The following is a 24844-nucleotide window of genomic DNA, read 5'->3' on the forward strand; positions in this document are numbered from 1 at the left end:
CGTTTAAGTGGTTATGGTAAATGCCGTAAAATAACATCGTAATGGAATGTACGCATGGCCAAACTCTTTGAAAAAATTAATTTTGGACAATTACAACTGCAAAATAAAATCGTCATTGCACCCATGTGCCAATATTCGGCGCTTGAAGGTGAGGTGAGTTATTGGCATGAACAGCAATGGGCCAATTATGCTTTGTCGGGTGCGGGTTTATGTATTGTTGAAGCCACTGCAGTACAAGACATTGGACGGATTAGTTATGCGGATTTAGGTCTGTGGAATGACATCCAACGCGCCAAAATCAAAGCATTATTGGCAAAAGTAAAAAGCTTGTCACCTATGCCATTTGGCGTGCAACTGGCGCATGCTGGACGCAAAGCATCCTGTCATAAACCGTGGGATGGCGGAGGTCAAATTGCCCCTGATCAAGCGTTAGGTTGGCAAACAGTCTCTGCGAGCGAATTGGCATTTGCTGAACATGATCATCCACCACATGCCCTCACGACAGATGAAATTCAACAAGTCATTCAAGACTTTGCGACAGCCGCGCGCCGTGCTGTTGATGCGGGTTTTGATTTGATTGAAGTCCATGCTGCCCATGGCTATTTACTGCATCAATTTATGTCACCGCTGTCGAATCAACGCACTGATGCTTATGGCGGTAGCTTAGAAAATCGCATTCGTTTAACTTTAGAGGTTTTTCAAGCCATTCAAGCCGCAGTACCTGAAGGTTATCCAATTGGGGTACGTATTTCTGCCAGCGACTGGATGGGAGAGCAGGGGTGGGATGTACAGTCATCGATTGGTTTAAGCACAGCCTTAGAGCAATTGGGCGCAGTGTATATTCATGTTTCTAGTGCAGGGTTGCATCGTGAACAGCAAATTGATGTTAAACCCAATTATCAAGTCGGCTTTGCTGCGCAAATTAAACAGCAGGTGAATATTCCTGTGATTACAGTGGGTTTAATTACCCAAGCGCAGCAAGCAGAACAGATTTTGCAGCAGGAGCAAGCAGATGCGATTGGTTTAGCGCGGGCTATATTGTATGAGCCACGTTGGCCTTGGCATGCAGCAGCCGAGTTAGGCGCGCAAATTGCGATTGCACCGCAATATTTACGTTGTCAACCCCATGGTTTAAAAAACCTATTTCACTCATTTTAACTGATCTTAGCACAGCATGCTGATTGATATTTTATTGCCTTTAACCTTGTTGTTAGGCTTAGGTTATGCCTGTATACGTTTTGGTGTGCTGTCTAATGCGCTGTTGCCGCATTTAAGTCAGTTTGTCATTAAAGTGTCATTGCCTGCGTTTTTACTCAGTGCTTTAGCCAGTAAAAATTTAGCGCAAATTTGGCAGCCGACTTATATTGCGGCTTATGGCTTAGGCTCGTTATTGGTCTTTGCTGTTGCGATTGGGTATTTTCATTATTATTTGCGGCAACATTTAACCCAAGCCAGTGTTTTGGCGATGGGTGCTTCCATGTCCAATACAGGTTTTATTGGCAGTGCCATTTTAACCATGTTGTTGGATAGTCATGCCGCTGTGTATTTATCCTTAACTTTAATGATTGAAAACTTATGCATTGTGGCATTGATGTTGCTACTTGCAGAAGGTGCCCAGCAGCAACGCACAACCAAGTGGTTGCTCTACCGCAATACGCTATGCAAATTGCTTAAAAACCCAGTCATTTTAGCCATTTTGCTTGGTATGCTCTTGGCAGCTGTGCAAATCAACCTGCCGTCATGGTTAGTTGATCCGCTACATCGCCTTGGGCAAACGGCTTCGCCATTGGCATTGTTTATTATTGGGGCAGGCTTGGTCGGCACAACGCTACACAGTATTGATCGAGAAAGTTTTATTTTGGTGGCGCTTAAATTAATCCTGATGCCTGTGACGATTTTTGGCTTATTGTATGTGATGTCTGCCCCCAAAGAGATGTTATATGCGGGCACATTGTTGGCCGCGTTGCCTATGCCAGTCGCATTTGCTATTTTTGCTGAAAACTATGGTTTGCGACAACGTGCCTTAGCCCCATTAATGCTCAGTACTGTCTTGGGTTTTGCGGTGTTGGCACTGTTATTAAGTAATTGGTATACCTAGACGACTGCCAACTTTGGGGGAGTGCTAAAAAAGCGCCCCGTAGGGCGCTTGATGCTTAAAAGGATTAAGCCTTTTTCGCTTTGTTATTACTCACGACTTTTTTTGGGCTTGCAGGGGGAGTTGCTTGCGCCTTTTTCGCTTCTGCTGCTAAGGCTTGATTGACGATCTCTAAAGCAGGTTTTGCTTGTGCTACTTGCGCTTGATCAAGCGCAGTAAAAATGGTCTTGGCTTTGTTTAAATCTTGGCTGACTAAAGAACCACTGGCATATAAATTTCCTAACAACATTAACGAAGATACATGACCTTGTTGCCCTAAGCGATGTAGCTCTGTTAAGCCTTGGTTAATTTGCTCGACTTTTTGACTGCGTACACCTTCATTAATCGAATGTGTGGCAAGGGTATAACCTGCTGCAACATTACCCGCTGCAATGAGTGGACGCAGTTTGGCTTGTGCTGTTTGGCTATCGGCTGCTGTGTGTTTGGCAAACAGTTGTTCAGCAATTAAAATTGTAGCGTCAGGTGAACCTAAACGATCTGCTGCTTCTAAATAGCTTTGTGCTTTTTTGGCATTGGCTTTTAAGCCTAAACGACCTGTTTCATAGCTTTTTGCCAATACGAAATTCGCTAAGCTTGAGCCTTTTTTAGCTGCTTGTTGGTAATACTTCAGCGCTTTTTTATCATTTTTGGCAGTGCCTTGACCCATTTCGGTTAAGTAACCGAGGTTATAATAAGCATCTGCATGACCTGTTTTAGCAACTTTTTCTAAGGCTTTAAATGCCCCAACTTGATCTTTGGCTTGAATTAAGGTCTTGACCTCAGCAAATGGATCGACTGGATTTGCAAATGCGAAGGTGGTGGTGAGTGCCAGAGCAGTGGCGAGAAGTAGTTTTTTCATTATTTAGACCTTATTATCCTCAGTCAATGTGCCTTCATCATAGAAGCAATCTTCTAAAAGTAAAGTCCAATCACTGAGGATGCTTAAACTATAAACAATTTATTTGCCTAAAGTTTTTGTTGCTGTTTGCGTCATTAAGGCACGGCTTGGTCGTGCTAAGAAATAATAAAAGCTAGCACCTAAAATTGCCCCAATAAACCAGTTAAATGGTGCTACATGTTGTAATTGTGGTACTAAAGTAAACACCAAACCGATCACGACTGCAGGGGCTAAAGCACTTATTGCTTTAGGGTTAAAGCCATTTTTATACCAATATGCGCCTGAAGGCTGATCGTTAAATAAATCGGCCACTTGTATTTGTTGCTTCTTAATCCAGTAAAAATCGGCAATTAAAATCCCAAATAATGGGCCAATAAATGCGGCTAATACATCTAAGGTGTAGTGAATTAATTCAGGAGAATTAAATAAGTTCCATGGGGTAATTAAAACGGAACCGATCGCTGCGATCATACCACCACTACGGAAACTTAACTTTTGTGGCCAAACATTAGAAAAATCAAAACCTGCTGAAACAAAGTTAGCCACAATGTTAATGCCAATAGTGGCAGTTAACAGTGTGAGTAAACCAATAATGACGGCGGTGGTGTTGTCAATCATCGCCACAGTTTCCAGCGGATCATGCACCATTTTGCCAAATAAACTATAAGTTGCTGAAACAGTCACTACAGTTAAGAGTGAGAAGAAAATAAAGTTAAATGGTAAGCCCCAGAAATTACCTTTACGTACCTGTTGCATCGACTTTCCATAGCGTGAGAAATCTCCAAAATTAAGCAAAGGCCCTGAGAAATAGGACACCACTAAAGCAATTGCCACCAAAGTTTGCATGACTTGTTCAGCGGTGCTGAGGTTTTTACTGCTTAAATTAAAAGAAATATTGCTCCAACCGACTTGTGCTACTAGCCATGCTGCTAAAGCAAACATCACCACATATACCAATGGCCCTGCCCAATCAATAAATACGCGAATGGCTTGCATGCCTTTCCAAAAGACCAAAGCTTGTAATATCCACATAATGGCAAAGCAGATCCAACCCAGTGCAGACAAGCCGACAAAACTGCTTTGTGTGAGTGGTGCTAAACTTGGGTAGAACTTAATTAAGACCAACATTAAGGCATTGGAGGCTAACCATGTTTGAATGCCATACCAAGACACCGCAATAAAGCCACGAATTAAAGCAGGAATATTAGCCCCATAGACCCCAAAAGCCTGACGGGCAATCACGGCATAGGGCACACCCGCAATTTGACTGGGTTTTGCCACCAAGTTGGCACTGACTTGCACAATCAAAATACCCACAATTAAAGCAATAAATACTTGCCAACTGGCCAGTCTAAGGGCGAATAAACTGGCTGCGACAATATAACCGCCCATACTATGTACGTCGGACATCCAAAAAGAAAAAATGTTATACCATGACCAATTCTGTTGGGCGGGTGCCAAATCAGCATTGCTGAGTTTAGGACTATATTGTTGTTCTGACATCGTGCAACTCGACTGTAATTTTGATCAAGTAGGAGCAGATTTTGTGCCAAGCAGTAAAATACTCTTAATAAGTATTTGAAAAATATTGTTTTAATTTTTTGGTGTACTCTTTGCATACTATGTGCTGATTTATTCTTTTATTTTAAAAAACAATAGGATGTCCAAAGATGTCATGCACCATTCAACTGATTAATCCCAATACCTGCTTAGCCATGACCGAGAAAATGGCGCTTGCTGCGCGTCAAGTTGCCTCAAGCCAGAGCGAAATTATGGCGGTTTCCCCAAAACAAGGCATGCCATCTATAGAAGGCTATTATGATGAAGCCATTGCTGCAGTAGGAGTACTCGATCTAGTTCAAGCTGCACCACAGGTCAACGGGCATATTATTGCCTGCTTTGGTGATCCTGCCTTATATGCAGCGCGTGAAGTGGCAACTGCCCCCGTAATTGGCATCGCCGAGGCGGCTTTTCACATGGCAAGTTTGGTGGCAAGCAAATTTAGTATTGTCACGACTTTGCCTAGAACCAAGATTATTGCCGAACACTTATTACAACAATATGGATTTAGTGGACATTGCGCCAAAATTCGCTGTATTGATTTGCCAGTACTCGATTTAGAGCAACAACCAGAACATGCTTATCAAGCCTTATTGGCGCAGTGTTTAGCAGCAAAACAGCAGGATGATATTGGTGCGATTGTATTGGGCTGCGGCGGAATGGCAGAAATGGCAGATCGAGTCAGTCAAGAATTAAAGATCCCCATTATTGATGGTGTGCGTGCTGCGGTAAAACTGATTGAAAGCTTACATGGCTTAGGGCTAAAAACCAGTAAATGGGGCGATTATGCCTATCCCAATCAAAAATAAGCTAGAATCAAGCCGCATGTAATCTAGAGGATATTGCCATGTTTATTAAAGGTATTAAACGTAACTATGACAAAATTAATGCCGATGACAGTATTGCCGATGCAGATAAAATTGATGCCTTGCTTTTAGCATTAGGCAAAGATTATTTAATTGACCAACAGGATCGGGTCTATGTTTTTCGAAAGGGCGATTTAACGGTTAAATTTGATGCCAAACATGCGCGTGCTTACCATTTTAAAGAGTATGTCGTAAAAGATATGAATAAACTCTTTCATGGCTTTTAAGCCAAAAACCTCCTCAATAGGAGGTTTTTTTAGCCTTGCTTTACGCTTGTGGACGTGCCACATCACCATTTAAATCGTCAGGTAAATCTAAAATCTCTAAACCTAATGCGCTTAAGGCATCAGGCTTGGCCACCACTAAAGCTTTATAACCTTGTGGTGTGGCAATCGCATTGACCACTTCGACATCATTACTCAGTTTAGTGCTGACCTCTGGGGCTGCACCTTGACCTGCAACGAGGTGTAACCAATGTTTAGGTTTGGCTTTAAACCATAAACGTGCCACGATTTCTTGACCCAAATAACAACCTTTGTCGTAATGCACGCCTTCACGTTGATGTAAACGTAATTCTTGCGGTTGAAATTCGCCTAGGCTCGCGGCACACAGCCATGCTTGACCTGCTTCAATGGCTGCCAATTGCCACGCTACAATATCGGTTTCTGCTTCAGTAAATGTGGTGCTGTCTGCCGTTAAAGTTGGATAGACCGTACCAAGCTGTTCGAGCTGCATTTTTGAAAACGCACCAAACTTTTTAATGTGTTTTGCTAATTCTTCTGCTTGGTCAGCAGTGGTGACAATCACAAAATCCTCGGTATTGCGTTTGGTTAGCCATAAACCAAATTGAATACGCCCTTTTAAGTTACAAATCGCGGTATAACGGGTCACATTTTCTGCTAAACGCTCGACATGCAGGGTCACTTGGCCTTGTAGAAATTTTTGTGCATCTACACCCACTAAACTCAGTGCAACAAATGCTGGCGCTGTGCTCATAATTGCCTCAAATTAAATTATTTCAGTATTGAAGTTATTGTGCATCAAGCTTTTGTTTCAGGCAAACCTAAAACCGCGTCTACTGCTGAGCAAATGTACACTGTAAAATGTATTAAAGCTGCATGACTACATCACAACAGCTGTTGAAATAGTTAGATTACAGCTGACTTGACAGCCCTAAAGATGCTTGTTAATTTGCCGCCTTTCTTCGCACTTGAACACCTGTATGCCGTTAAATGATGAGTTTGTCTATCAACCGCCCCAAGAGCCCTTGCTGGTGCTGTATGAAGATGAAGATTTGGTCATAATTGATAAGCCCGCGGAATTATTGTCGGTACCTGGGCGTTTACCTCAACATCATGACAGTGCCTATTTACGCGTGCGAGCCGAATATCCTGAGGCTAAAATTACCCATCGTTTGGATATGGCGACCTCGGGAATTTTAATGTTTGCCAAACACCGTGATGCAGAGGTGGCGGTGAGTAAAATGTTTCAAGCACGCACAGTCACCAAACATTATCAGGCATTGGTACAAGGTCAGTTGCAAGGCACAGGGCAGGTAGATGTGCCTTTAATCACCGATTGGGAAAATCGCCCACGGCAAATGGTGCATTATGAATTGGGTAAAAAAGCTCTGACTTTATATGAAGCGCTGCATTACGATGCCGAGCAAGATATGAGTCGGGTAAAACTCACGCCAATTACAGGCCGCTCACATCAATTACGGGTGCATATGCTGCATTTAGGTCATCCTATTATGGGTGATCAAATTTATCATCCCAATTTTAAACAAAGTCCGTTTAAGCGTATGACCTTACATGCCTGCTATTTAGGCTTTACGCAGCCTTTAACAGGTCAAGCCTTACAGATTCATTCGCAACTGCCATTTTAAGCCTGCGCTTGCTGTGCGATGCAAGCCATTTCACAGCAAAAAATTAGCTAACACTTGCTTTAAAAATCAGCTAATCTGTTTTTGTGTATAGAATTTTAATAAGCACAGTAATAAGGATAAAAAATGTATCGCGACTATCAAAAGTTTCCCGATGATGAAAATGGCAATCTGTTATGGCAAATGTATGAAGACGGAGATGATTTAAGCGAAGTACACGAAATCGAATTTTCTTTAAGCTTTAATGAGCAAGCTAAGGCGGAGCGTGCTGCTTTACATTTATTACGTGAAGAACAAAAAATCCACTTATTTTTAGACCAACAATTACAACCTGCCGAATGGCGCCTGACCTTATTTATTGATATGTCACCTAATTATGAGGAAATTGTCGATTTAGAGGCATGGCTTGGGCAAATTGCCCATGATTTTGAGGGTGAATATGATGGTTGGGGGTGTATGGCTTATGTATTTGATGACGAAATAGACGGCACCTCTTAAGTCTAGCAAGAGCAACTTCTATTTAACCTGACAGCTACTGTGTAGAAATAAGCGCTGCAAATTTCATGATCTCTGTTAATATGTGCTTTATGTGATAATACTATGTTAATTTGAGGTAAATATGTCGCTACCGAATTGTCCAAAATGCCAATCAGCATATACTTATGAAGATGGCGCATTATTGGTATGTCCTGAATGTGCGCATGAATGGCAAGAAGATGAAGCTGAGACACAAAGCTTAAGCCTCATTAAAGATGCCAATGGCAATGTGTTAAATGACGGTGACAGCGTAACCGTCATTAAGGACTTAAAAATTAAAGGTTCATCTTCGGTGGTTAAAGTCGGCACCAAAGTTAAAAGCATTCGTTTAGTGCCTGATGCCAGTGATGGTCATGATATTGATTGTAAGATTGATGGGATCGGGCAAATTAAACTCAAATCTGAGTTTGTCAAAAAAGCATAACGTAAAACCATTACATATGGAGCCATGGGCTCCATTTTTATTTTATGCTAGGACAAAATTTTCAAGAGAGCTTCAGCCATGCCCCATATTCATGTTGAATATTCAGCCAATGTCCAAGATTTAGCGATTAAGCCGTTATTACTGGCCTTAAACCAAGCTATGCTCGATGGCGCTTATGTTAAGTCAGCCGTAGATGTGAAAAGTCGGGCAATACGACAGCAAGATTTTGTGATTGGTTTAGATGCCCAAGATCAAGGGTATGTGCATGTTAAAGTATCGTTACTGAATGGACGTTCATTGGAATTAAAATCTGAAATTTCACGTAAAATATTAAGCGTATTACAGGATTATGTGCCTGTGCAAAACATTCAGATACAGTTGTGTGTGGAAATTTTAGAAATGGATAAAACTACCTATAGTAAAAATGTGATTTCAATCTAATATTTTTAGCCAAAGGATAATTAAAGCTTATTCTTTGGTGCTTCATCTATCTGTGTCACAAAAATAAATTACTGAAATGTAACAAAAAAACCAATAAGCCCCTGTCTAAATAATCAGTTTGCTTGAATAATAAGGCCTGAATTTTAGTGACATCCTCATGTTGCTCGATTGTACAGTTTATATATTGCTATGCTAAAAAGCTGTCTTCTCGATTTAAATTTATGTATAAAATGTGATCGATTTGTGTGATGGGTATTTCATTTTTATCTTTAGTTTTTTAAATCTCCCAATGATGCCAGCAATCAGCAGCCAATCACAAAATCTTTTTTCCTTTAATCCCGAGCGTGTTTCAATTAAACAATTGGAGATACTTTAATGTCCGTTCAGTTTGTTGGTGATGTGCATACTGCACAAGAAATCTTGTTTAAAATTAAGCAATGGGACAACGCTGTCGCAAAAATGGATATTCAGACGCTAACGGATTTATGTCAAAAAGATGTCAGTGTATTTGACGTGAGCTCGCAGCTCGAAGGGGCACTGGCCTACAAAGCTTTGTGGGAGCAATATAGCCCTTATTTTGCTGAAGATGTCTGTGTTTATCGGCAAGATGTAAAAATCTATGCTGAAAACGATTTAGCCTTCGTACACTGTTATTCTAAAGTAGATCGTTCCGAGCAAAATAGCTTAAATCTGCCATGGTGTCGTACTACCTTATGTTTTAAAAAGACCCAAGGTAAATGGAAAATGGTACATCAACATATTTCCATGCCTCGCGCGATGATCTAGTTGTTTGCAACACCGCCATTTGTGCGGTGTTTTTGTTGGTTAAGGTTGCAAAATACTACTTGTCATAAAAAAAAGAACGCGTTAAATCCATAGAGAATCAAAAACAAAAATTGACATGATATGAATCAGATGCCAGCTCCTCATCGTGTGTACAGCGCTGTACGTAGTTTAAAAATCATGGCAGGTTTTGTCATAGCCGCGATTATTATCTTAGCGTTGTATGTTGGACAAGAAATTTTCATTCCTTTGGCCTTGTCTATTTTATTGGCCTTTTTACTTGAACCACTGGTGACACGCTTAAAGCGATGGGGCTTACCACAAGTGCCGTCTATTGCTTTGGTGGTATTGTTGGCATTAAGTGTTCTGGGCGGTGCTGCCACCTATTTGGGTTTTCAATTGAGTAAACTCAGTCAAGAATTACCTAAATATCAAGATACTATTGAACAAAAACTCAGTTCGGTACACAGCTATACCAGTGGGCCAAGTGTATGGGATGGGGCATTAACCACACTCAATACCATTCAAACTTCAATTGCTAGCGCCAATGCCAGTGCTGAACAAACTGATCCGAATGTCCAAGAAGTTAAAGTTGTGGCGGAAGAACCGTCGGCAATGGATGAAGCCATGCAATGGGCAGGGCGGATTTTTGGTCCTTTGGCCACAGCCGGTATTGTCTTTTTATTTGTGGTCTTGATCTTACTCAGTCGTAAAGATTTACACGACCGCTTATTGCGTTTATTGGGCGGTAACTTAAATGTAGGTACTGACGCACTCGATGAAGCTGCAACTCGTATTGGTACTTACTTGCGTATGCAACTGTTAGTGAATGTCACCTATGGTATTCCGATGGCATTAGGGTTGTGGCTAATTGGGGTGCCTGCTGCGATTATGTGGGGATTAGTCGCTATTGTGATGCGTTTTATCCCTTATGCAGGCCCGATGATCTCGGCAATTTTTCCTATTGCCTTAGCTTTTGCGGTAGATCCTGGTTGGAATATGGTGCTGTGGACGCTGGCGTTAATTTTAGTATTGGAACTGATTAGCAATAATATGATTGAACCGTGGCTCTACGGTGAAAGTACGGGCTTATCTACACTGTCGATTATTTTAGCTGCTACTTTTTGGACATCGTTGTGGGGGCCAGTCGGCTTAATTTTGTCTACACCACTGACTGCCTGTTTGTTGGTGTTATCTTATTATGTACCTGCGCTGAGTTTCTTAAAAATTTTAATTGGCAGTGAACCTGTATTAACCCCACAGCAACGCTTTTATCAGCGTTTGGTGGCCGATGATGCCGATGATGCAATGCAGGTCGCGCAAGATTACATCAATATTGATTTACCTAAAAAAGCCAGCCCAGAAGTGCTTGTACGCCATATAAATGATTTTTATGACAAGGTGGCAATTCCAGCCTTGCGCTTATTTTCGAGCAGTCATAACACCATCGCCAGTGCCGAACATCGCTTGCGTTTACAACAAGGTCTTAAGTTTTTTAATCATGCCTTTCAGCACAAATATCCCGCCCCTCATACTCACTTAGACAGCAAAGTGATGTGTGTTGGAGCACGTTGGGAGGTCGATATTTTATCCGCAGCGATGCTGGCCCATGCCTTAAAACTGCGTCATGTTGTGGCACAAAGTCATGCAGAAGCTTTGATTCAATCGCAATTTGATGTCATTGCTGAGATTCCTGAGGAGATTAACATCTTATGCATCTCTATTTTTCATCAACAGCCTTTAGCGCAAATTCGTTTATTGCAGCATCAAGTAGGACAAAAACGCCCTGATTTATCTTTGCTATTTGCGACATGGGCCAATGATGAGGATGACTTGCGCCGTGAAGCCAAAGCGCGCTTTGATGTAGATGTGGTCAGTAGTGTGCATGAGTTATTACTGAGTGTGGATATGTTACTTATGCAGCAAGGAGAAAATCCTGCACGGCAACTCATCAACGATAATGAAGCTGAACGTTTAGCTGCCTTGCATGAGCTACAGCTATTACAACCCGAAAATCTCCCAATTTATGAACAATATATTGAAGAAGCACGCCAAGCTTTTGCTGTGAAATATGCGCAGATTTCTTTGGTGGATGAAGAATGGGTCAATACACCAGCCAGTCCCTTATATGCACAAAATGAGCATCCTATGGAGGCTAAAGTCGCCCGTGCACAATCTATTTGTAACCATTTGGTCTATCAAAATGAAGATTTAATCATTGAAGATATTGCCCGTGATCCGCGCTTTGCACATAACAAACGCTTAAGTGAAGAAAAGATTCGTTTTTATGCAGGTGTGCCACTGCGCAATAAGCAAGGTCTGGTGATGGGAAGTTTGTGTATTTTAGACAAAAAAGTGCGCAGTTTAAGCGAAGATGATCTGGTGCTACTCAAAGCTTTAGCGGATGATTTAATGACTACTTTAAGTTCTAGTCGCGATAAACAAGCCAAACTGGAAGAAATTGAGGCTTTGCAACAGGCACAAATAGTACATGAGCCACCGCGATAGGAGAGCAGGATGCAAAAAATGATAGTTCTTGCGCTGAGTCTAATCAGCAGTTCAGGCTATGCCTTAAGTTTTAGTCATTTAGATTGGGAAATGGCCTGTGACAATACGCATACCTGTCGCATGGCAGGCTATCAAGCCGATACAACAGCACCTGTATCGATTTTATTGAGCTATCCTGCAGGTACAGAGGCTCAATTAACTGGCAGAGTGCAGCTCTTAGATGCACCGCCGCAGGCCTATTTAACCCTGAATGCGCAGCCCTATGGCGTGTTGCAATTTCATAACAATCAAGCCGATTTAACGGCCAAACAGTTGCAACAGCTACTGGTCACGGCACGCAAAAACACACGCATTGAACTGCGTCATGCAACAACAACATGGCGGGTTTCAGATCGTGGTTTAACTGCAGTATTGCTGAAAGCCGATGAATATCAAAAGCGCGTAGGTACAAACTCTGCTTTATTGGCTAAAGGTATAAAAAGTTCGCGTCAAGTCCGTCGGGCGCTAGCGCTACCGAGTTCTCGTATTCACAATTATCGCCGCGCTAAGGCGCAGCATTATGCTTTAAACTCAAAGCAAGCCAAAGCCCTAGCACCACGCTTAAAACAAGCGACCAACAGCGAAGATTGTCCATTGTTATGGCAAACACAGCAGCAAACAGACAATCAACTGAGTATTTATCCGATCAATGCCAAGCAAGTGTTAGTCGAGCGCCCATGTTGGCAAGCAGCATATAATTTTGGTGCAGGGATGTGGTTGATGGATAAAAACTTAAGCACCGTGCAGCAATTGGTGACCACCTCGGGCACGAGTTTTAGTGCAGGGCAAATCTTTTCTTATCAAAAAGGTCGTGGTTTAGGGGATTGCTTGAGCATAGATGAATGGGCCTTTACTGGCCAACGCTTTAAGCCAAGTTATCGTGCGGTCAGTTTACAGTGCAAAGGTTTTCAGGGCGGTGCATGGAAATTACCCACTTTGATCACTCAAGTCTCGCATTAACAAAAAGCCTCGGGTTAGTGAGGCTGTTTTTTTAAAGATGTTGCTGCAATTTGGCAGTGATTTCATCCAGTGCTTTAATGCGTTTGACTTCGTCCCACAGCAATTTAGCTTCAGGATAATGCTTACTCATCATCCCCAACCACTGTTTATAGCGTCCCACCATGTTCATTTCTTTTTTATAGCCGCCACTTAAAAAGCGAATTTGTAAGCAGACTAAATCTTGCCAAGTGAGTAAAGGCGTATCGCTGTTTTGGCGGATACATTGGGTTAAATCAGGGGTGGTCACTGCACCGCGACCAATCATTAGATCTTCACAGCCCGATTCGAGTTGGCATTGTTTAGCATCCTGATTGTTCCAAATTTCACCATTGGCAATCACATTAATTTTGAGTGACTCGCGAATAGGTTGCAATAAGTCCCAAAAAGCTGGCGGGGTATAACCATCGGCTTTGGTACGCGCATGTACAGTGACCCACGCTGCACCTGCATCTTCAATGGCATGCGCATTTTCTAGGGTAAAGTTACGATCTAAATAACCTAAACGCATTTTCGCTGAAACGGGAATATGGCTGGGTACAGCGTCACGTACAGCTTTGACCAATTGATGTACCACTTCAGGTTCATCTAATAAAACTGAACCACCACGATGACGATTTACGGTTTTGGCAGGACAGCCAAAGTTCATATCAATAGCAGGGGCGCCCAGTTCGGCAGCACGCACTGCATTGGCAGCCAGCATATCAGGATCATTACCTAAAAATTGCACATGCACAGGCGTACCTGCGGCAGTTTTGCCATCAGTGAGTAATTCGGGGCAATAGGCGTGATAAATATGGTCGGGGAGAATAGAGTTAGTAACACGAATAAACTCGGTGACGCACCAGTCAAAGCTTCCTACAGACGTGAGCACATCACGCATAATGGGATCGGTTAAGCCTTCCATGGGTGCAAGCACAAGTTTCAAAGCATACTACCTTTAAATAAAAACGGTGTTATACGCAAATTGCGCCTGACTGTCTAGTCAGTAATGCTTTACATCACTTGAGAATATAGTCGGTAATTAAGTGACCTAAAACAAAGCCTAAAATTGAATAAAGCGTAATAATAAAAAAAGTAAACCACGCTTTATTTTTCTTTTTTAGAGAATTCAACATGTTAAGACTCAAATAACAAGGACTTGCTTTATTTTAGCGCAATTTGGATGAAAAGCCAGCTTTAGTTGTCTTATGATTTTGGCTGATAAAATTGCATAAAGGTGCTTCTTGAGCAGAAGAAGCACGCTAAAAAAACCATTATAAACGGCGGCATTGACCTTCTTTATCGCCTGCTACGCGGTTCAGTCCACCTACAGGTTGTAAGCTGTTTTTTTCGCATTGTAGATTGCCATCTACAGTATTTTCACGTACTACAATATTAGAACGGTTTTCTTTGAGTTGAATATCGCCATTGACTTCGTTATTCAGCAGTTGAATTTTTTGGCCTTTTTCTAACTGAATGTTGCCATCAATCGCGTTATTTTCTGCCAACACACTGCTGAATTGTCCCTTCGACTCTAGATTACCGTCAATGTTTGAGTTTTTAATGACGGCTTGCGCACCGCTATACAGCATAACGTTGCCTTTGACCGTCACTTGATCTAAGTGGCAGGTTTTGCTGATGGCAACATTGTCATCGATATGACGTTGACTTACCGTACCATTACAATAAAAGTCAGCAAGCGCCACGCTAGAACAGCCGAGTAATGCCAAGGTGATGAGGATTTTTTGCATTTGTTGTTCCTGTTTTTTTGATGTTGTGTACACACTCTATGACAGGAAGATGACGAAAATATGACCCAATTGTATTGCTTGGCAGTATTAGCGAGCTAAAATCATCTCGAGCACAAATTTAGAACCAATAAAGCCCAGTGCCAATAAAGCAAACCCTATGAGAGTAAAACGAATGGCTTTTTGACCGCGCCAACCAAATGCATAATGACCGATTAATAAAACTGCATAGACCAGCCAAGACATTAAGCTAAACACGGTTTTATGCGCTAAATGTTGGGCAAAGAAGTTATCGATGGTAAAGAAACCAAAACCCAGCGCTAGGGTCAGCATCACAAAGCCAGTGATGAGTAAATCAAAGAGCAATGATTCCATGGCTTGCAGTGGTGGCAGTAAATTGACCCACACGCGTTTTTTATTTTTCTTCTTTAATTCGCGGTTTTGAAACCAGAGCAATACCGCATGAATCGCGGCCATAAACAGCACTGCATAAGCAGACAGCGATAAAATAATATGAATATCTAAACCCCATGATGAGGGTGTTACAGCCAGTTTGGCTTGGCTAAAGGCAAAACCTAAAATCAGGCCTGTAGCCGCCACAGGAATGGCAATTAAATTTAACGCCAATACTGGGCGATAAGTACTAAACAGAGTACTTAAGAGCAACATTAAGCCTGAGGTAAAGGAGACTAAATTAAACACATCATAATGAATACCCAGCGGGGTGAGCATATCGTGATACAAAACCACAGCATGCAAGGCCAGACCTAGGCTTAAAATCGAGGTGACAAACCAACGATTGGGTTCTGATTTTGCTAATAAATGCGTGCTTACATAGCAAAACGAGCTGAGGTAAGCAATTAAGGCTAAAATCGTATAAACCAAGGGCAGGCTAATCATGTCAAACCTTTTTCAGGATGATGAATATTCATGGATGTAAATTCGACGCGAACTACAGTATCCTATAACATTCTATGCATAAATTTTCTATTTTTAAGAAAGATTTTTCTGCAACAACCATTTTAAGCGGATTTTGCAATGTTTGATACCTTAACAGAACGACTCACGCAGAGTTTAAGAAATGTTACTGGCTCAGGGCAGCTAACCGAAGACAATATTAAAGATACGCTACGTGAAGTGCGTATGGCACTTCTTGAAGCCGATGTGGCGTTACCTGTAACTCGTGAGTTTATCGCGAAAGTTAAGGAAGAAGCATTGGGTCAAGAAGTGATGACACAGTTGTCACCTGGCCAAGCCTTCGTCAAAATCGTCTATGACGAATTGACCAAAATGATGGGTGCTGCTAACGAAACCTTAGACTTACAAGCAAAACCACCGGTGGTGATTTTACTTGCAGGTTTACAAGGTGCGGGTAAAACTACAACTGCGGCAAAACTTGCGCGTTTCTTACAAGAACGCCAAAAGAAAAAAGTCGCTATGGTTTCTGCCGACGTTTACCGTCCAGCGGCAATTAAACAGCTACAAACCGTAGCCGGCGAAGTAGGCGCGATTTTCTTTGAATCAAGCGCAGACGAAAACCCAATTACGATTGCTAACCGCGCCATCGAACAAGCAAAAATTCAATTTGCCGATGTGTTAATTGTCGATACTGCAGGTCGTCTGCATATTGATGACGACATGATGGACGAAATTAAAGACTTACACGCTGCAATTAGCCCAACTGAAACCTTATTCGTGGTTGATGCCATGACAGGTCAGGATGCGGCCAATACAGCCAAAGCCTTTAATGATGCGTTACCATTAACCGGTGTGATTTTAACTAAAACTGATGGTGATGCCCGCGGTGGTGCGGCACTGTCTGTACGTGCCATTACCGGTAAGCCAATTAAATTCTTAGGTATGGGTGAAAAACTCGATGCCTTAGAGCCATTCCATCCTGAGCGTGTGGCACAGCGTATCTTAGGTATGGGTGACGTACTTTCTTTAGTCGAAGAAGTAGAACGCAAAATCGACAAAGAAAAAGCCGAAAAAATGGCGCAAAAATTGCAAAAAGGCGGTAGCTTCAACTTTGAAGATATGCTGATGCAATTTGAGCAAATGAATAAAATGGGCGGCATGATGGGCTTCTTAGATAAGTTGCCAGGCATGAGCAATTCAGGTATTCAAGACGCGATTGCGCAAGCCAATCCTGAAAAGCAAGTCAAAAAAATGCAAGCTATTATTCAGTCAATGACGGTCAAAGAGCGTCGTAACCCAGATCTCATGAACCCAAGTCGTAAAAAACGTATTGCGGCAGGTTGCGGTATGGATGTGGTTGAAGTCAATAAACTGATTAAACAGCATGCACAGATGGCGAAAATGATGAAGAAATTTGCGAACCCATCGGGTATGGCAAAAATGATGAAATCATTATCGGGTCTGCAAAAGCAATTTGGCGGCGGTGGCATGGGCCCACTGTTTGGCAATAAAGATCCAAAATAAAAAAAAGGCGCATTGAGCGCCTTTTTTTATGCTGTATATTCAGTATTTTAAACTGTGCTGTCAGGATGCTGGGCAAAAAAGTACTGTAAGCCTTTGAGTAATAAATCATGCTCAATGCGCGGCTGATATGCTTTTAAATATTCTGCAAATAAAGGTGCATCACCACCGGTCAATACCAGCTCGCGTGGTGAGCTTTGCAAAACTTTCTCAATACTACTGACTAAGCCCAACAAAATGCCATGATGCACGGCATCAATGGTATTACGTCCGGGGTTTAAATTATCAAAAGCAGCATCTGGAATTTTAATGCCTTTGGTGTTTTGAATTAAGGCATCACGTTGCAAATAAAGATTCGGCAAAATATAGCCGCCCAAATGCTGTAAACCATCGGCTAAATCAATAGTTAAGGCTGTACCGCAGCTAATCACGCAATATTTTTTATGCGGATCTTTGGCAACCGCCAAGACTTGTAGCCAACGGTCAATCCCCAGTTGCTGCGGCACATCATAACCGCATTGTAAACCGGCATATTCTGCTTGAACTTGAGCACAAATCACGGGAACTTTCAAGCGATTTAATAGCTTGCGAATGCGTTGATTTGATTCTAAATCGAGTACAGAAGACACGCCGACACTTTGGATATTCAGCTTTTTAAAATGCTGCATTAAACCCAACAGTAAATCGGCAGGCGATTGCAAATGCATTTCTGCGCCGTGTTCAATAATGTTATTGTCTTGGGTAATCCAATACTTGAGTCGAGTGTTACCAATATCGAGCCACAATTTTTTCATGCTGGGGTCTCATTTAAACGTAAACGTCCTTGATAAAAATATTGTATGCCTTGTTCAGTTTGGATACTGACTGCACCATCATTTTCAATGCCTAAAAATATGCCATTTATCACGCCATTGACATGCTCAAACAGGACATGTTGCTGTTTAAATGCAGCATGATGGTTAAAACGCGCGGCTAAATTTTGGCAGCGATGGTCAAACCATTGTCCTGCTTGTTGAATGGCGACATACAGTTCGCTAATCAAATCCACGCGTGAGGTATTGGTTAAACCCAATGTGGTCAGTGCTGTTGCCGTTTGGTCAATCTGCTCAGATGCAACGGGGTCAATATTGAGCCCGACACCCACGACAACTTGCTGTGGTGAAATCGGCTCAATTAAAATACCGCCCCATTTGCCTTGTAAGCTGTATAAATCGTTGGGCCATTTAATTTGTAAATCTAAGTCACGTAAACTTGGCATTTGTAGGATATTTAACGCAATTTCTAAGGCTAAACGCCCATCTAATGCTGTGTTTAAATTCAGCAACGTGCTTAAATAAATGTTGCCCACAGGCGATACCCATTGACGTTGGCGTTGACCACGCCCTGCGGTTTGTTGGTGACTACACACCAAGATGCTCTGTATGCCTTTTTGAGCAATTTCCCGCACATCATCATTGGTTGATTGGGTAATTGGTTTCACCAACAATACTTCTGGGTGTTGTCCGAGCTGTTGTAAACGTTGCTGTAGCTGGCGAGTTTCTAAATCCATTTAATTTTAAATTGAGTAAAAAAGTCTTATGGAGTTAATCACATATTTATTGATTGGCGCAATTGCAGGATTTGCCGCAGGTTTATTTGGCGTGGGTGGTGGCTTAATTATTGTGCCCATTTTATTTATTGTGTTTAGCCAAGCAGGTTTTGACCCCAGTGTCATTATGCATATGGCTGTAGGCACGTCACTGGCAACCATTATTGTCACCTCAATCAGCTCAGTGACTGCTCATCATAAAAAAGGTGCGGTGCTTTGGCAGGTGTTTAAAAACTTAGCACCGGGTTTAGTGTTGGGTTCGTTTTTAGGCGCAGGCATTGCTGATTATTTATCAGGTCAGGGCTTACAACTGATCATTGGTGCTTTTGCGCTGTGGGTCGGCTATCGGATGTTTAGCGGTGCCAAAGCAGCAGTGGATAGCTCTAAAGTTTTGCCAAGTCCAACAAGACAAATGCTGGCAGGTGGTGGCATTGGCATCGCTTCAGCCATTTTTGGTATTGGCGGTGGTAGCTTAACCGTTCCTTATTTAAATAAGCATGGCATGGTGATGCAACAAGCCGTCGCAACTTCAGCAGCGTGTGGTTTACCGATTGCCATTGCCGGTGCGCTTGGTTTTATGTGGTTTGGTGCGAACAGTAGCGTAACGATCCCCAATACCATTGGTTATGTGCACCTTTATGCTTTTATTGGCATTAGTGTCATGAGCTTTATCACGGCAAAACTAGGCGCTAAGGTTGCACATCGTTTATCGCCTGCGATGCTCAAACGTTGTTTTGCCAGCTTACTCACCTGTGTGGGGCTGTATTTTATCTATCAAGCTATGCTGGCATAAAATAAAAGTGCATCTAATGAGTATTGTTGGTTAAAATGGCGGCAAATTATTTTACCGCCATAACAACAACAGGATCACTATGCCACAACATGAGGGCAGTAGCTTGGCACAGCAGATCGCTGAGCACATCGCAAAACAAATTATTCAGGGTGAATTGGTTGAAGGTGAGCGTATTCAAGAATTACGCATTGCAGAAGAACTTAAGGTGAGCCGTGGTTCGGTACGCGAAGCCTTATTATTATTAGAACGTACCCATTTGATTGCGATTTTTCCACGTCGCGGTGCAATTGTCACCGAAATGTCGAGTAGCCAAGTCAGTGCCTTATTTGAAACGCTGAGTTTGGTGTTGGGGCAAGTTGCCACCAATATGAGTGTAGATTTAAGCATCTCGCAGAAAATGTACTTAACACAGCTCGAACAGCAATTACATGATTATGTCGATCACAGCGATATCGAGCATTTTTATGATGCGATCTTCTTTTGCTTTTTAGATTGTGTGCAAGCTGAGCGCTATTTATATTTGGGCAAATTTTACCAAGAGTTATTGCCCAGCCTAAGACGCTGCTATTTTTTAACCTTAAATACCGCCAAGTATGAGCTTGAACAATCCGAAGCGCAGTTTAAATTGGTGATTGCTGCAATTTTAAGCCAAAAATCGCAACAAGCCACTTTATTTATGCACGATTTTTGCCGACACTTGCAACAGCTTGTGTTGCAGTCGCTGACACGAATGAAACAAATTGAATTGGCCTGGGCAAGACGTTCACGGCGGTAATTAGGACATTATGCGTTTAAGCAGTTTAAAACTTTCCGGCTTTAAATCATTTGCCGACAGTAGCACCTTAAATTTTAAAGCCAACCGTACTGCGGTGGTGGGTCCTAATGGCTGTGGTAAATCCAATGTGATTGATGCTATTCGTTGGGTGATGGGTGAGTCGAGCGCGCGGCAATTGCGTGGCGGTAGCATGCAAGATGTGATCTTTACCGGCGCCGCCAAACGTAAGCCTGTGGGGATGGCCAGCGTAGAGTTACGCTTTGACAATACCTATGGCAAATTAGGTGGCATGTATAATGCCTATAATGAATTGTCTGTACGTCGTCAGGTCAATCGTGACGGTAAATCTGAATACTTTTTAAATGGCACCAAATGTCGCCGCCGTGATATTACCGATATTTTCTTAGGCACCGGTTTAGGCCCGCGCTCTTATGCCATTATTGAACAAGGCATGATTAACCGTTTAGTAGATGCTAAACCTGAAGAAATGCGGGTCTATATCGAAGAAGCGGCAGGGGTTTCGCGTTATCAAGCGCGTCGCCGTGAAACCTTAAATCATCTCGAACATACCACGCAAAATTTAGCGCGTTTAGAAGATATTCGTCTAGAACTCAGTAGCCAACTGAAAACCCTCAAACGCCAAGCCGAAGCTGCACTGCAATATAAGCAACTTGAAGCCAGTATTCGTAGCCTAAAAATTGAAGTGTTGTCATTTCAATATGGCAAAAGCATGCAGTTGCAACAAGAATATACTCATGAGATGAACAGCTTAGGTGATCAATTTAAGTTAGTACGCTCAGAACTCACGACACTTGAGCATGATTTAACGGCAACCAGTGCGCTGTTTCAGCGTTTAATGCAGCAATCCATGCCATTACAACAAAATTGGCAAAGTGCAGAGCAAAAATTAGCTGAGCTAAAAAGCCAATTGCAACAAAAACAGCAGCTCATTAGTCAAAATCAGGCCACTTTAAGCCAACTCACGCTACAAAAAGCACAAAGCCAAGAGCGTTTACAGTTAATAGATGTGCAACTTGAAACTTTAATTGAGCAACAAGCGCATTATCAAGCTGAACAGTTACAAGCAGAACAGCAGAGCCATGCTGCAGAGCAACACTACAGCACACTAAAAGCGCAACAGCAGCAATTGCAAAGCCAATACCAAAGCGTGAAAGCACAAGTTGAACGTCAGCAACAACAACAGTTGCACATGCGTAGTCAAGTTGAACAGCTCAACAAAACCATCGAGCGCCAACAGCAACATCATGACATGTTACAAGCGCAAGCCGCCGCTTTAACAGAACATGATCAACAGCTAGAAATCGCTGCTTTACAAGCTGAACATCAAGATTTAAATATCAGTGTATTGCAGCTGACAGAAAAACTCACATACAGCCAAAGCGTATTAGCTAACTTAGAAAATGCAGAACGTGATTTACAGCAGCAGTTACAAAGCTACCAAAATCAAATTCAATTGTTACAGCGTGAACAGCAGCAATTAAACAAAGCTTTACCTAAACTGAGTCAAAATGATTCAAAGGGTCAGACCTTAATGCAAGTTTTACAACTTGCTGAGGCGGCTAAGCCTTATGCGCATTGGCTAGAAAAGCTATTCAGCAGTTGGTTAGGTAGTCAGCTTGTGGCTGCAGAGGGTGAGTTTGCCGAGGATATTGCACGGCAGATCAAAGCATCTGATTCCGCACCCATTCAGCTTGCGGGTTTAATGCCTTTAACCGATTGGGTCATTGCACCAAAGCATTCACTCTGGGCAAATATTGCCATTGCAGAACATTTAGCCCAAGCCCTGACATTACAAAAGCAGCTTGGCACAGGGCAGAGTATTTTAAGCTTAGATGGTTATCATATTGGACCAGATTGGTTGGTTGCACTGGATTATGAGCAAGCGCAAGTGTCCGGTTTAAGCCAACGTTTGCGTTTAGATGAAATTGAGCAAGAAATTGCGCATTTAAACCAAGAAGTTGCGGCATTAAAGCCACGTCGTGCTGATAATCTCAATCAGTTATCGGCGGCTAAAGTGAGCCTGAAAGCACAGCAAACCGCTTTAAGCACGGCACAAGCCGAGCAGCACCAAATTAGTTTGGAAATTGTGAAGCAGCAAACAGCACTCCAAGCCTTTGCCCTGCAAGCCGAGCAGTTACAACAGCAAATCGGCAAACTTGCTGAGCAACTTGAAGAAGATGCCATGCAGCGTGATGATCTAGAGATTGATCTGCACGCCGTGACGATGAAGCTTGAGCAACAGCAGCCAGAATATAAAACCTTGCAATTTCAGTTTGATGAATGCAGCAATGCCTTAGACGAGGCACAGCAACAGTGCACAGTGGCGCAGCATGCTTTAGAGGCAGCCACGCGTCGTTGCCAAGACGTGCAGCAACAAGTAGGTTTGTTAGAAAAAGATGCGTCGTTCTTAACTGAACAACAAAAGCAGATTGTGAGCCAAATACAGCAAGCAAGCAGCTTTGTCGCACCACTAACAGGTGAGTTACCCGATTTAAGCGCTGCCGTAGAACAGCAGCAGATCTTGGCAAGTGATTTGCAAGCACAATGGCTGACTTGGCAACAAGAGCTAAATGCAGTGCAAGGCAAACAACAACATTTAACTCAAAGTAGACAGCACGCACAGCAGCAAGACGAACAATTGCGTCAAGCCCTAGAAGATAAACGTTTGGCATGGCAAGCTGCCAAATCTGATACGGCACATTATGCCGCGCAGTTGCAGGAAATGGCGGCTGAACCTGTCAGTGCTGCATTTGATCTAACCGATAAGCAACAGGCACTTGAACAAGCACAGCAAAAATTTGCCAAATTAGGTGCAGTCAATTTAGCGGCATCTGAAGAATATGAGCAGGTTGCAGCGCGTTATGATGAACTGAAACATCAAATGCAAGACCTTGAAAACACGGTTGAGCAGTTGCAATCTGCCATGAAAAGCATTGATCAAGAAACCCGTAAATTATTTATGGATACCTTTGATCGGGTCAATCATGAGCTTGCGAGCTTGTTTCCCAAAGTATTTAATGGCGGTGAGGCGAGTTTAAGTCTTGAATCAGACTGGCAGTCGGGTGTAAAACTAATGGCGCGACCACCGGGCAAACGTAATAGCTCTTTGGCTTTACTGTCAGGTGGCGAAAAAGCTTTAACCGCCTTGGCGCTGGTGTTTGCGATCTTTAGACTTAATCCTGCACCGTTTTGTGTATTGGATGAAGTCGATGCACCACTCGATGATGCCAATGTTGGACGCTTTTGTAATCTAGTCAAAGAGCTGTCCGAACAGGTACAATTTATTTATATTACCCATAATAAGCTTGCAATGACGATGGCAACAGATTTATTAGGTGTCACCATGCCGGAACCGGGGGCATCCAAATTAGTCACTGTCAACTTAGAACAGGCAGAAGAATACAGTTTAGTCGCGGAGTCATAGATGGAAATCACCACAATTGTTGGTATTGTTGTCGCCATTATTATTATTGGTGTTGGTTTAAAAATGGTGCTTAGAAAAAGTAATGACGCAGCGCCATCTTTAGATTCTGAACTACATATTAACCAAGAAAGTCAGCAACCTGTTATTCCACGGCATGTACGTGACCAGCTACAAGCAGAAACACCGGTAAGCGTATCTGATCGTGATAGCACTATTTCGACCTCTGCACCAACAGCAGCAGAAGCTGAAGCAGTTGCAGTAAACCCTGAAGCAACAATACTTGAGGCTGAACCGACTGCGAAAGCGGAAACAACCACTGCTGTGCCTGAAACAACGCCAAGTCCTGTAGTTGCAAGCCAGCAGTCAGAACCCGCTTTAGAAGAGCAGCCAAAGTCAGAAAAATCGGCTGAATTTAGCTTAAATAGCAACATCGAAAAAGCTGAAATTGCTGAATTTTCCGATGAAAGCAGTATCTTAGATGCGCATTTACATGAGCAACAGTTGGTAGATGAGGAAAGCGCTTTAGCCACAGCAGAAGATTTTGTGGCCTTAAATGTTTATCCTGAGCGTCGTTTATTAACGGGTGAAAAAACTTTAAAAGTGTTAATGAAATACGGTTTACGTTATGGCGAAATGGCCTGTTTCCACCGTTATAACGAAGATGGCACAAAACTATTATTCTCGGTGTTACAAGTGACCGACGAAGGTGCATCAGGCTTTGATTTAGAAGCACTATCAACAGAAGAAGTCAAAGGTTTAGCGTTCTTCTTAGCATTGCCGCATAACGATGTGCAAAATGCCTTTGATACCATGGTAAGTATTTCAGGTCTGATTGCGCGTGAAATTGAGGGCACAGTTTATGATCAAAATAATCAAGAATTTACCCCACAATTACGCGAGCATTGGCGTCATCAAGCGATTGACTATCGTTCAGGGCAAGCTGCACAAGGCTAAATCCTGAATTGAAACCCATCGCGACGGTTTTTATAATAGTGTAGATAAA

At 42.5% G+C, this 24844-nt stretch carries 24 protein-coding genes; 16 read left to right on the forward strand and 8 right to left on the reverse strand.

All coding sequences use genetic code 11. From position 1 onward, the window contains the following. The first annotated feature begins 54 nt into the window (after window positions 1-54). On the forward strand, window positions 55-1158 hold the full coding sequence (locus CYK47_RS03830) for an NADH:flavin oxidoreductase/NADH oxidase (RefSeq protein ID WP_122899086.1): 1104 nt from the start codon (window positions 55-57) through the stop codon (window positions 1156-1158). 16 nt (window positions 1159-1174) lie between these two features. Then, on the forward strand, window positions 1175-2098 hold the full coding sequence (locus CYK47_RS03835; RefSeq protein ID WP_122899088.1) for an AEC family transporter: 924 nt from the start codon (window positions 1175-1177) through the stop codon (window positions 2096-2098). A 64-nt stretch (window positions 2099-2162) separates the two neighbouring features. Here CYK47_RS03835 and CYK47_RS03840 read toward each other — a convergent pair whose 3' ends face one another. Both CYK47_RS03840 and CYK47_RS03845 read right to left on the reverse strand, forming a co-directional pair. Beyond that, the gene (locus CYK47_RS03840) at window positions 2163-2993 is read right to left on the reverse strand and encodes a tetratricopeptide repeat protein (RefSeq protein ID WP_122899090.1); all 831 of its coding nucleotides are present in this window, start codon (window positions 2991-2993) and stop codon (window positions 2163-2165) included. 99 nt (window positions 2994-3092) lie between these two features. Next, entirely contained in the window at window positions 3093-4535 is a 1443-nt protein-coding gene (locus CYK47_RS03845) for an NCS1 family nucleobase:cation symporter-1 (protein ID WP_122899092.1), read from the reverse strand. Between the two features lie 167 nt (window positions 4536-4702). Here CYK47_RS03845 and CYK47_RS03850 point away from each other — a divergent pair, with 167 nt between their 5' ends. Next, entirely contained in the window at window positions 4703-5401 is a 699-nt protein-coding gene (locus CYK47_RS03850; RefSeq protein WP_122899094.1) for an aspartate/glutamate racemase family protein, read from the forward strand. 38 nt (window positions 5402-5439) lie between these two features. Then, complete coding sequence (locus tag CYK47_RS03855) at window positions 5440-5685, forward strand: hypothetical protein (protein WP_122899096.1); 246 nt, start codon at window positions 5440-5442, stop codon at window positions 5683-5685. A 40-nt stretch (window positions 5686-5725) separates the two neighbouring features. On the opposite strand, the gene ygfZ is transcribed toward CYK47_RS03855, so the two are convergent. Further along, window positions 5726-6454, reverse strand: coding sequence for a CAF17-like 4Fe-4S cluster assembly/insertion protein YgfZ (gene ygfZ / locus CYK47_RS03860; protein ID WP_122899098.1), 729 nt, complete (start codon window positions 6452-6454; stop codon window positions 5726-5728). Between the two features lie 226 nt (window positions 6455-6680). Between ygfZ and CYK47_RS03865 the strand changes: the two genes are divergently transcribed. The 7 genes from CYK47_RS03865 to CYK47_RS03895 all read left to right on the forward strand — a co-directional run bounded on the left by CYK47_RS03865 (window position 6681) and on the right by CYK47_RS03895 (window position 13035). Next, the gene (locus CYK47_RS03865) at window positions 6681-7346 is read left to right on the forward strand and encodes an RluA family pseudouridine synthase (protein ID WP_122899100.1); all 666 of its coding nucleotides are present in this window, start codon (window positions 6681-6683) and stop codon (window positions 7344-7346) included. Between the two features lie 123 nt (window positions 7347-7469). Next, complete coding sequence (locus CYK47_RS03870; protein ID WP_122899102.1) at window positions 7470-7841, forward strand: ribonuclease E inhibitor RraB; 372 nt, start codon at window positions 7470-7472, stop codon at window positions 7839-7841. A 121-nt stretch (window positions 7842-7962) separates the two neighbouring features. Further along, window positions 7963-8304 (forward strand): zinc ribbon domain-containing protein YjdM, encoded by a 342-nt coding sequence (locus CYK47_RS03875; RefSeq protein ID WP_122899104.1) that lies wholly within the window; start codon window positions 7963-7965, stop codon window positions 8302-8304. A 78-nt stretch (window positions 8305-8382) separates the two neighbouring features. Beyond that, window positions 8383-8745, forward strand: a complete 363-nt coding sequence (locus CYK47_RS03880) for a 5-carboxymethyl-2-hydroxymuconate Delta-isomerase (RefSeq protein ID WP_122899106.1) — start codon at window positions 8383-8385, stop codon at window positions 8743-8745. A 375-nt stretch (window positions 8746-9120) separates the two neighbouring features. Beyond that, on the forward strand, window positions 9121-9531 hold the full coding sequence (locus tag CYK47_RS03885) for a nuclear transport factor 2 family protein (RefSeq protein ID WP_122899108.1): 411 nt from the start codon (window positions 9121-9123) through the stop codon (window positions 9529-9531). Between the two features lie 129 nt (window positions 9532-9660). Continuing rightward, window positions 9661-12036, forward strand: coding sequence for an AI-2E family transporter (locus CYK47_RS03890; protein WP_122899239.1), 2376 nt, complete (start codon window positions 9661-9663; stop codon window positions 12034-12036). A gap of 9 nt (window positions 12037-12045) precedes the next feature. Continuing rightward, window positions 12046-13035 carry a DUF1176 domain-containing protein gene (locus tag CYK47_RS03895; RefSeq protein WP_122899110.1) on the forward strand — a complete coding sequence of 330 codons (990 nt, stop codon included), beginning with the start codon at window positions 12046-12048 and terminating at the stop codon, window positions 13033-13035. 31 nt (window positions 13036-13066) lie between these two features. Here CYK47_RS03895 and CYK47_RS03900 read toward each other — a convergent pair whose 3' ends face one another. The 3 genes from CYK47_RS03900 to CYK47_RS03910 form a co-directional block, all read right to left on the reverse strand. Further along, window positions 13067-13999 (reverse strand): tRNA dihydrouridine synthase, encoded by a 933-nt coding sequence (locus CYK47_RS03900; RefSeq protein ID WP_122899112.1) that lies wholly within the window; start codon window positions 13997-13999, stop codon window positions 13067-13069. Window positions 14000-14327: 328 nt separating this feature from the next. Beyond that, a complete protein-coding gene (locus CYK47_RS03905) occupies window positions 14328-14804 on the reverse strand; it encodes a hypothetical protein (RefSeq protein WP_122899114.1) in 477 nt (158 codons plus the stop codon). A gap of 87 nt (window positions 14805-14891) precedes the next feature. Next, entirely contained in the window at window positions 14892-15701 is an 810-nt protein-coding gene (locus CYK47_RS03910; protein ID WP_122899116.1) for a cytochrome C assembly family protein, read from the reverse strand. A 138-nt stretch (window positions 15702-15839) separates the two neighbouring features. Here CYK47_RS03910 and ffh point away from each other — a divergent pair, with 138 nt between their 5' ends. Next, on the forward strand, window positions 15840-17243 hold the full coding sequence (gene ffh / locus CYK47_RS03915; protein ID WP_122899118.1) for a signal recognition particle protein: 1404 nt from the start codon (window positions 15840-15842) through the stop codon (window positions 17241-17243). 47 nt (window positions 17244-17290) lie between these two features. Here ffh and CYK47_RS03920 read toward each other — a convergent pair whose 3' ends face one another. Together CYK47_RS03920 and CYK47_RS03925 are read right to left on the reverse strand one after the other, a co-directional pair. Beyond that, the gene (locus CYK47_RS03920) at window positions 17291-18034 is read right to left on the reverse strand and encodes a type III pantothenate kinase (protein ID WP_122899120.1); all 744 of its coding nucleotides are present in this window, start codon (window positions 18032-18034) and stop codon (window positions 17291-17293) included. Continuing rightward, window positions 18031-18789, reverse strand: coding sequence for a biotin--[acetyl-CoA-carboxylase] ligase (locus tag CYK47_RS03925; protein ID WP_122899122.1), 759 nt, complete (start codon window positions 18787-18789; stop codon window positions 18031-18033). Before CYK47_RS03925 ends, CYK47_RS03920 begins: the two co-directional genes overlap by 4 nt. A 28-nt stretch (window positions 18790-18817) precedes the next feature. Here CYK47_RS03925 and CYK47_RS03930 point away from each other — a divergent pair, with 28 nt between their 5' ends. The 4 genes from CYK47_RS03930 to CYK47_RS03945 all read left to right on the forward strand — a co-directional run bounded on the left by CYK47_RS03930 (window position 18818) and on the right by CYK47_RS03945 (window position 24795). Continuing rightward, window positions 18818-19621, forward strand: coding sequence for a sulfite exporter TauE/SafE family protein (locus CYK47_RS03930; RefSeq protein WP_122899123.1), 804 nt, complete (start codon window positions 18818-18820; stop codon window positions 19619-19621). A 79-nt stretch (window positions 19622-19700) separates the two neighbouring features. Beyond that, the gene (locus CYK47_RS03935; RefSeq protein WP_122899125.1) at window positions 19701-20396 is read left to right on the forward strand and encodes a GntR family transcriptional regulator; all 696 of its coding nucleotides are present in this window, start codon (window positions 19701-19703) and stop codon (window positions 20394-20396) included. Between the two features lie 10 nt (window positions 20397-20406). Further along, window positions 20407-23841 (forward strand): chromosome segregation protein SMC, encoded by a 3435-nt coding sequence (gene smc / locus CYK47_RS03940; RefSeq protein ID WP_122899127.1) that lies wholly within the window; start codon window positions 20407-20409, stop codon window positions 23839-23841. Further along, window positions 23842-24795, forward strand: coding sequence for a cell division protein ZipA C-terminal FtsZ-binding domain-containing protein (locus tag CYK47_RS03945; RefSeq protein WP_122899129.1), 954 nt, complete (start codon window positions 23842-23844; stop codon window positions 24793-24795). Window positions 24796-24844: the final 49 nt, after the last annotated feature.

The organism is Acinetobacter sp. B51(2017), assembly GCF_003711395.1.
In the GTDB taxonomy this organism is placed as follows: Bacteria; Pseudomonadota; Gammaproteobacteria; order Pseudomonadales; family Moraxellaceae; genus Acinetobacter.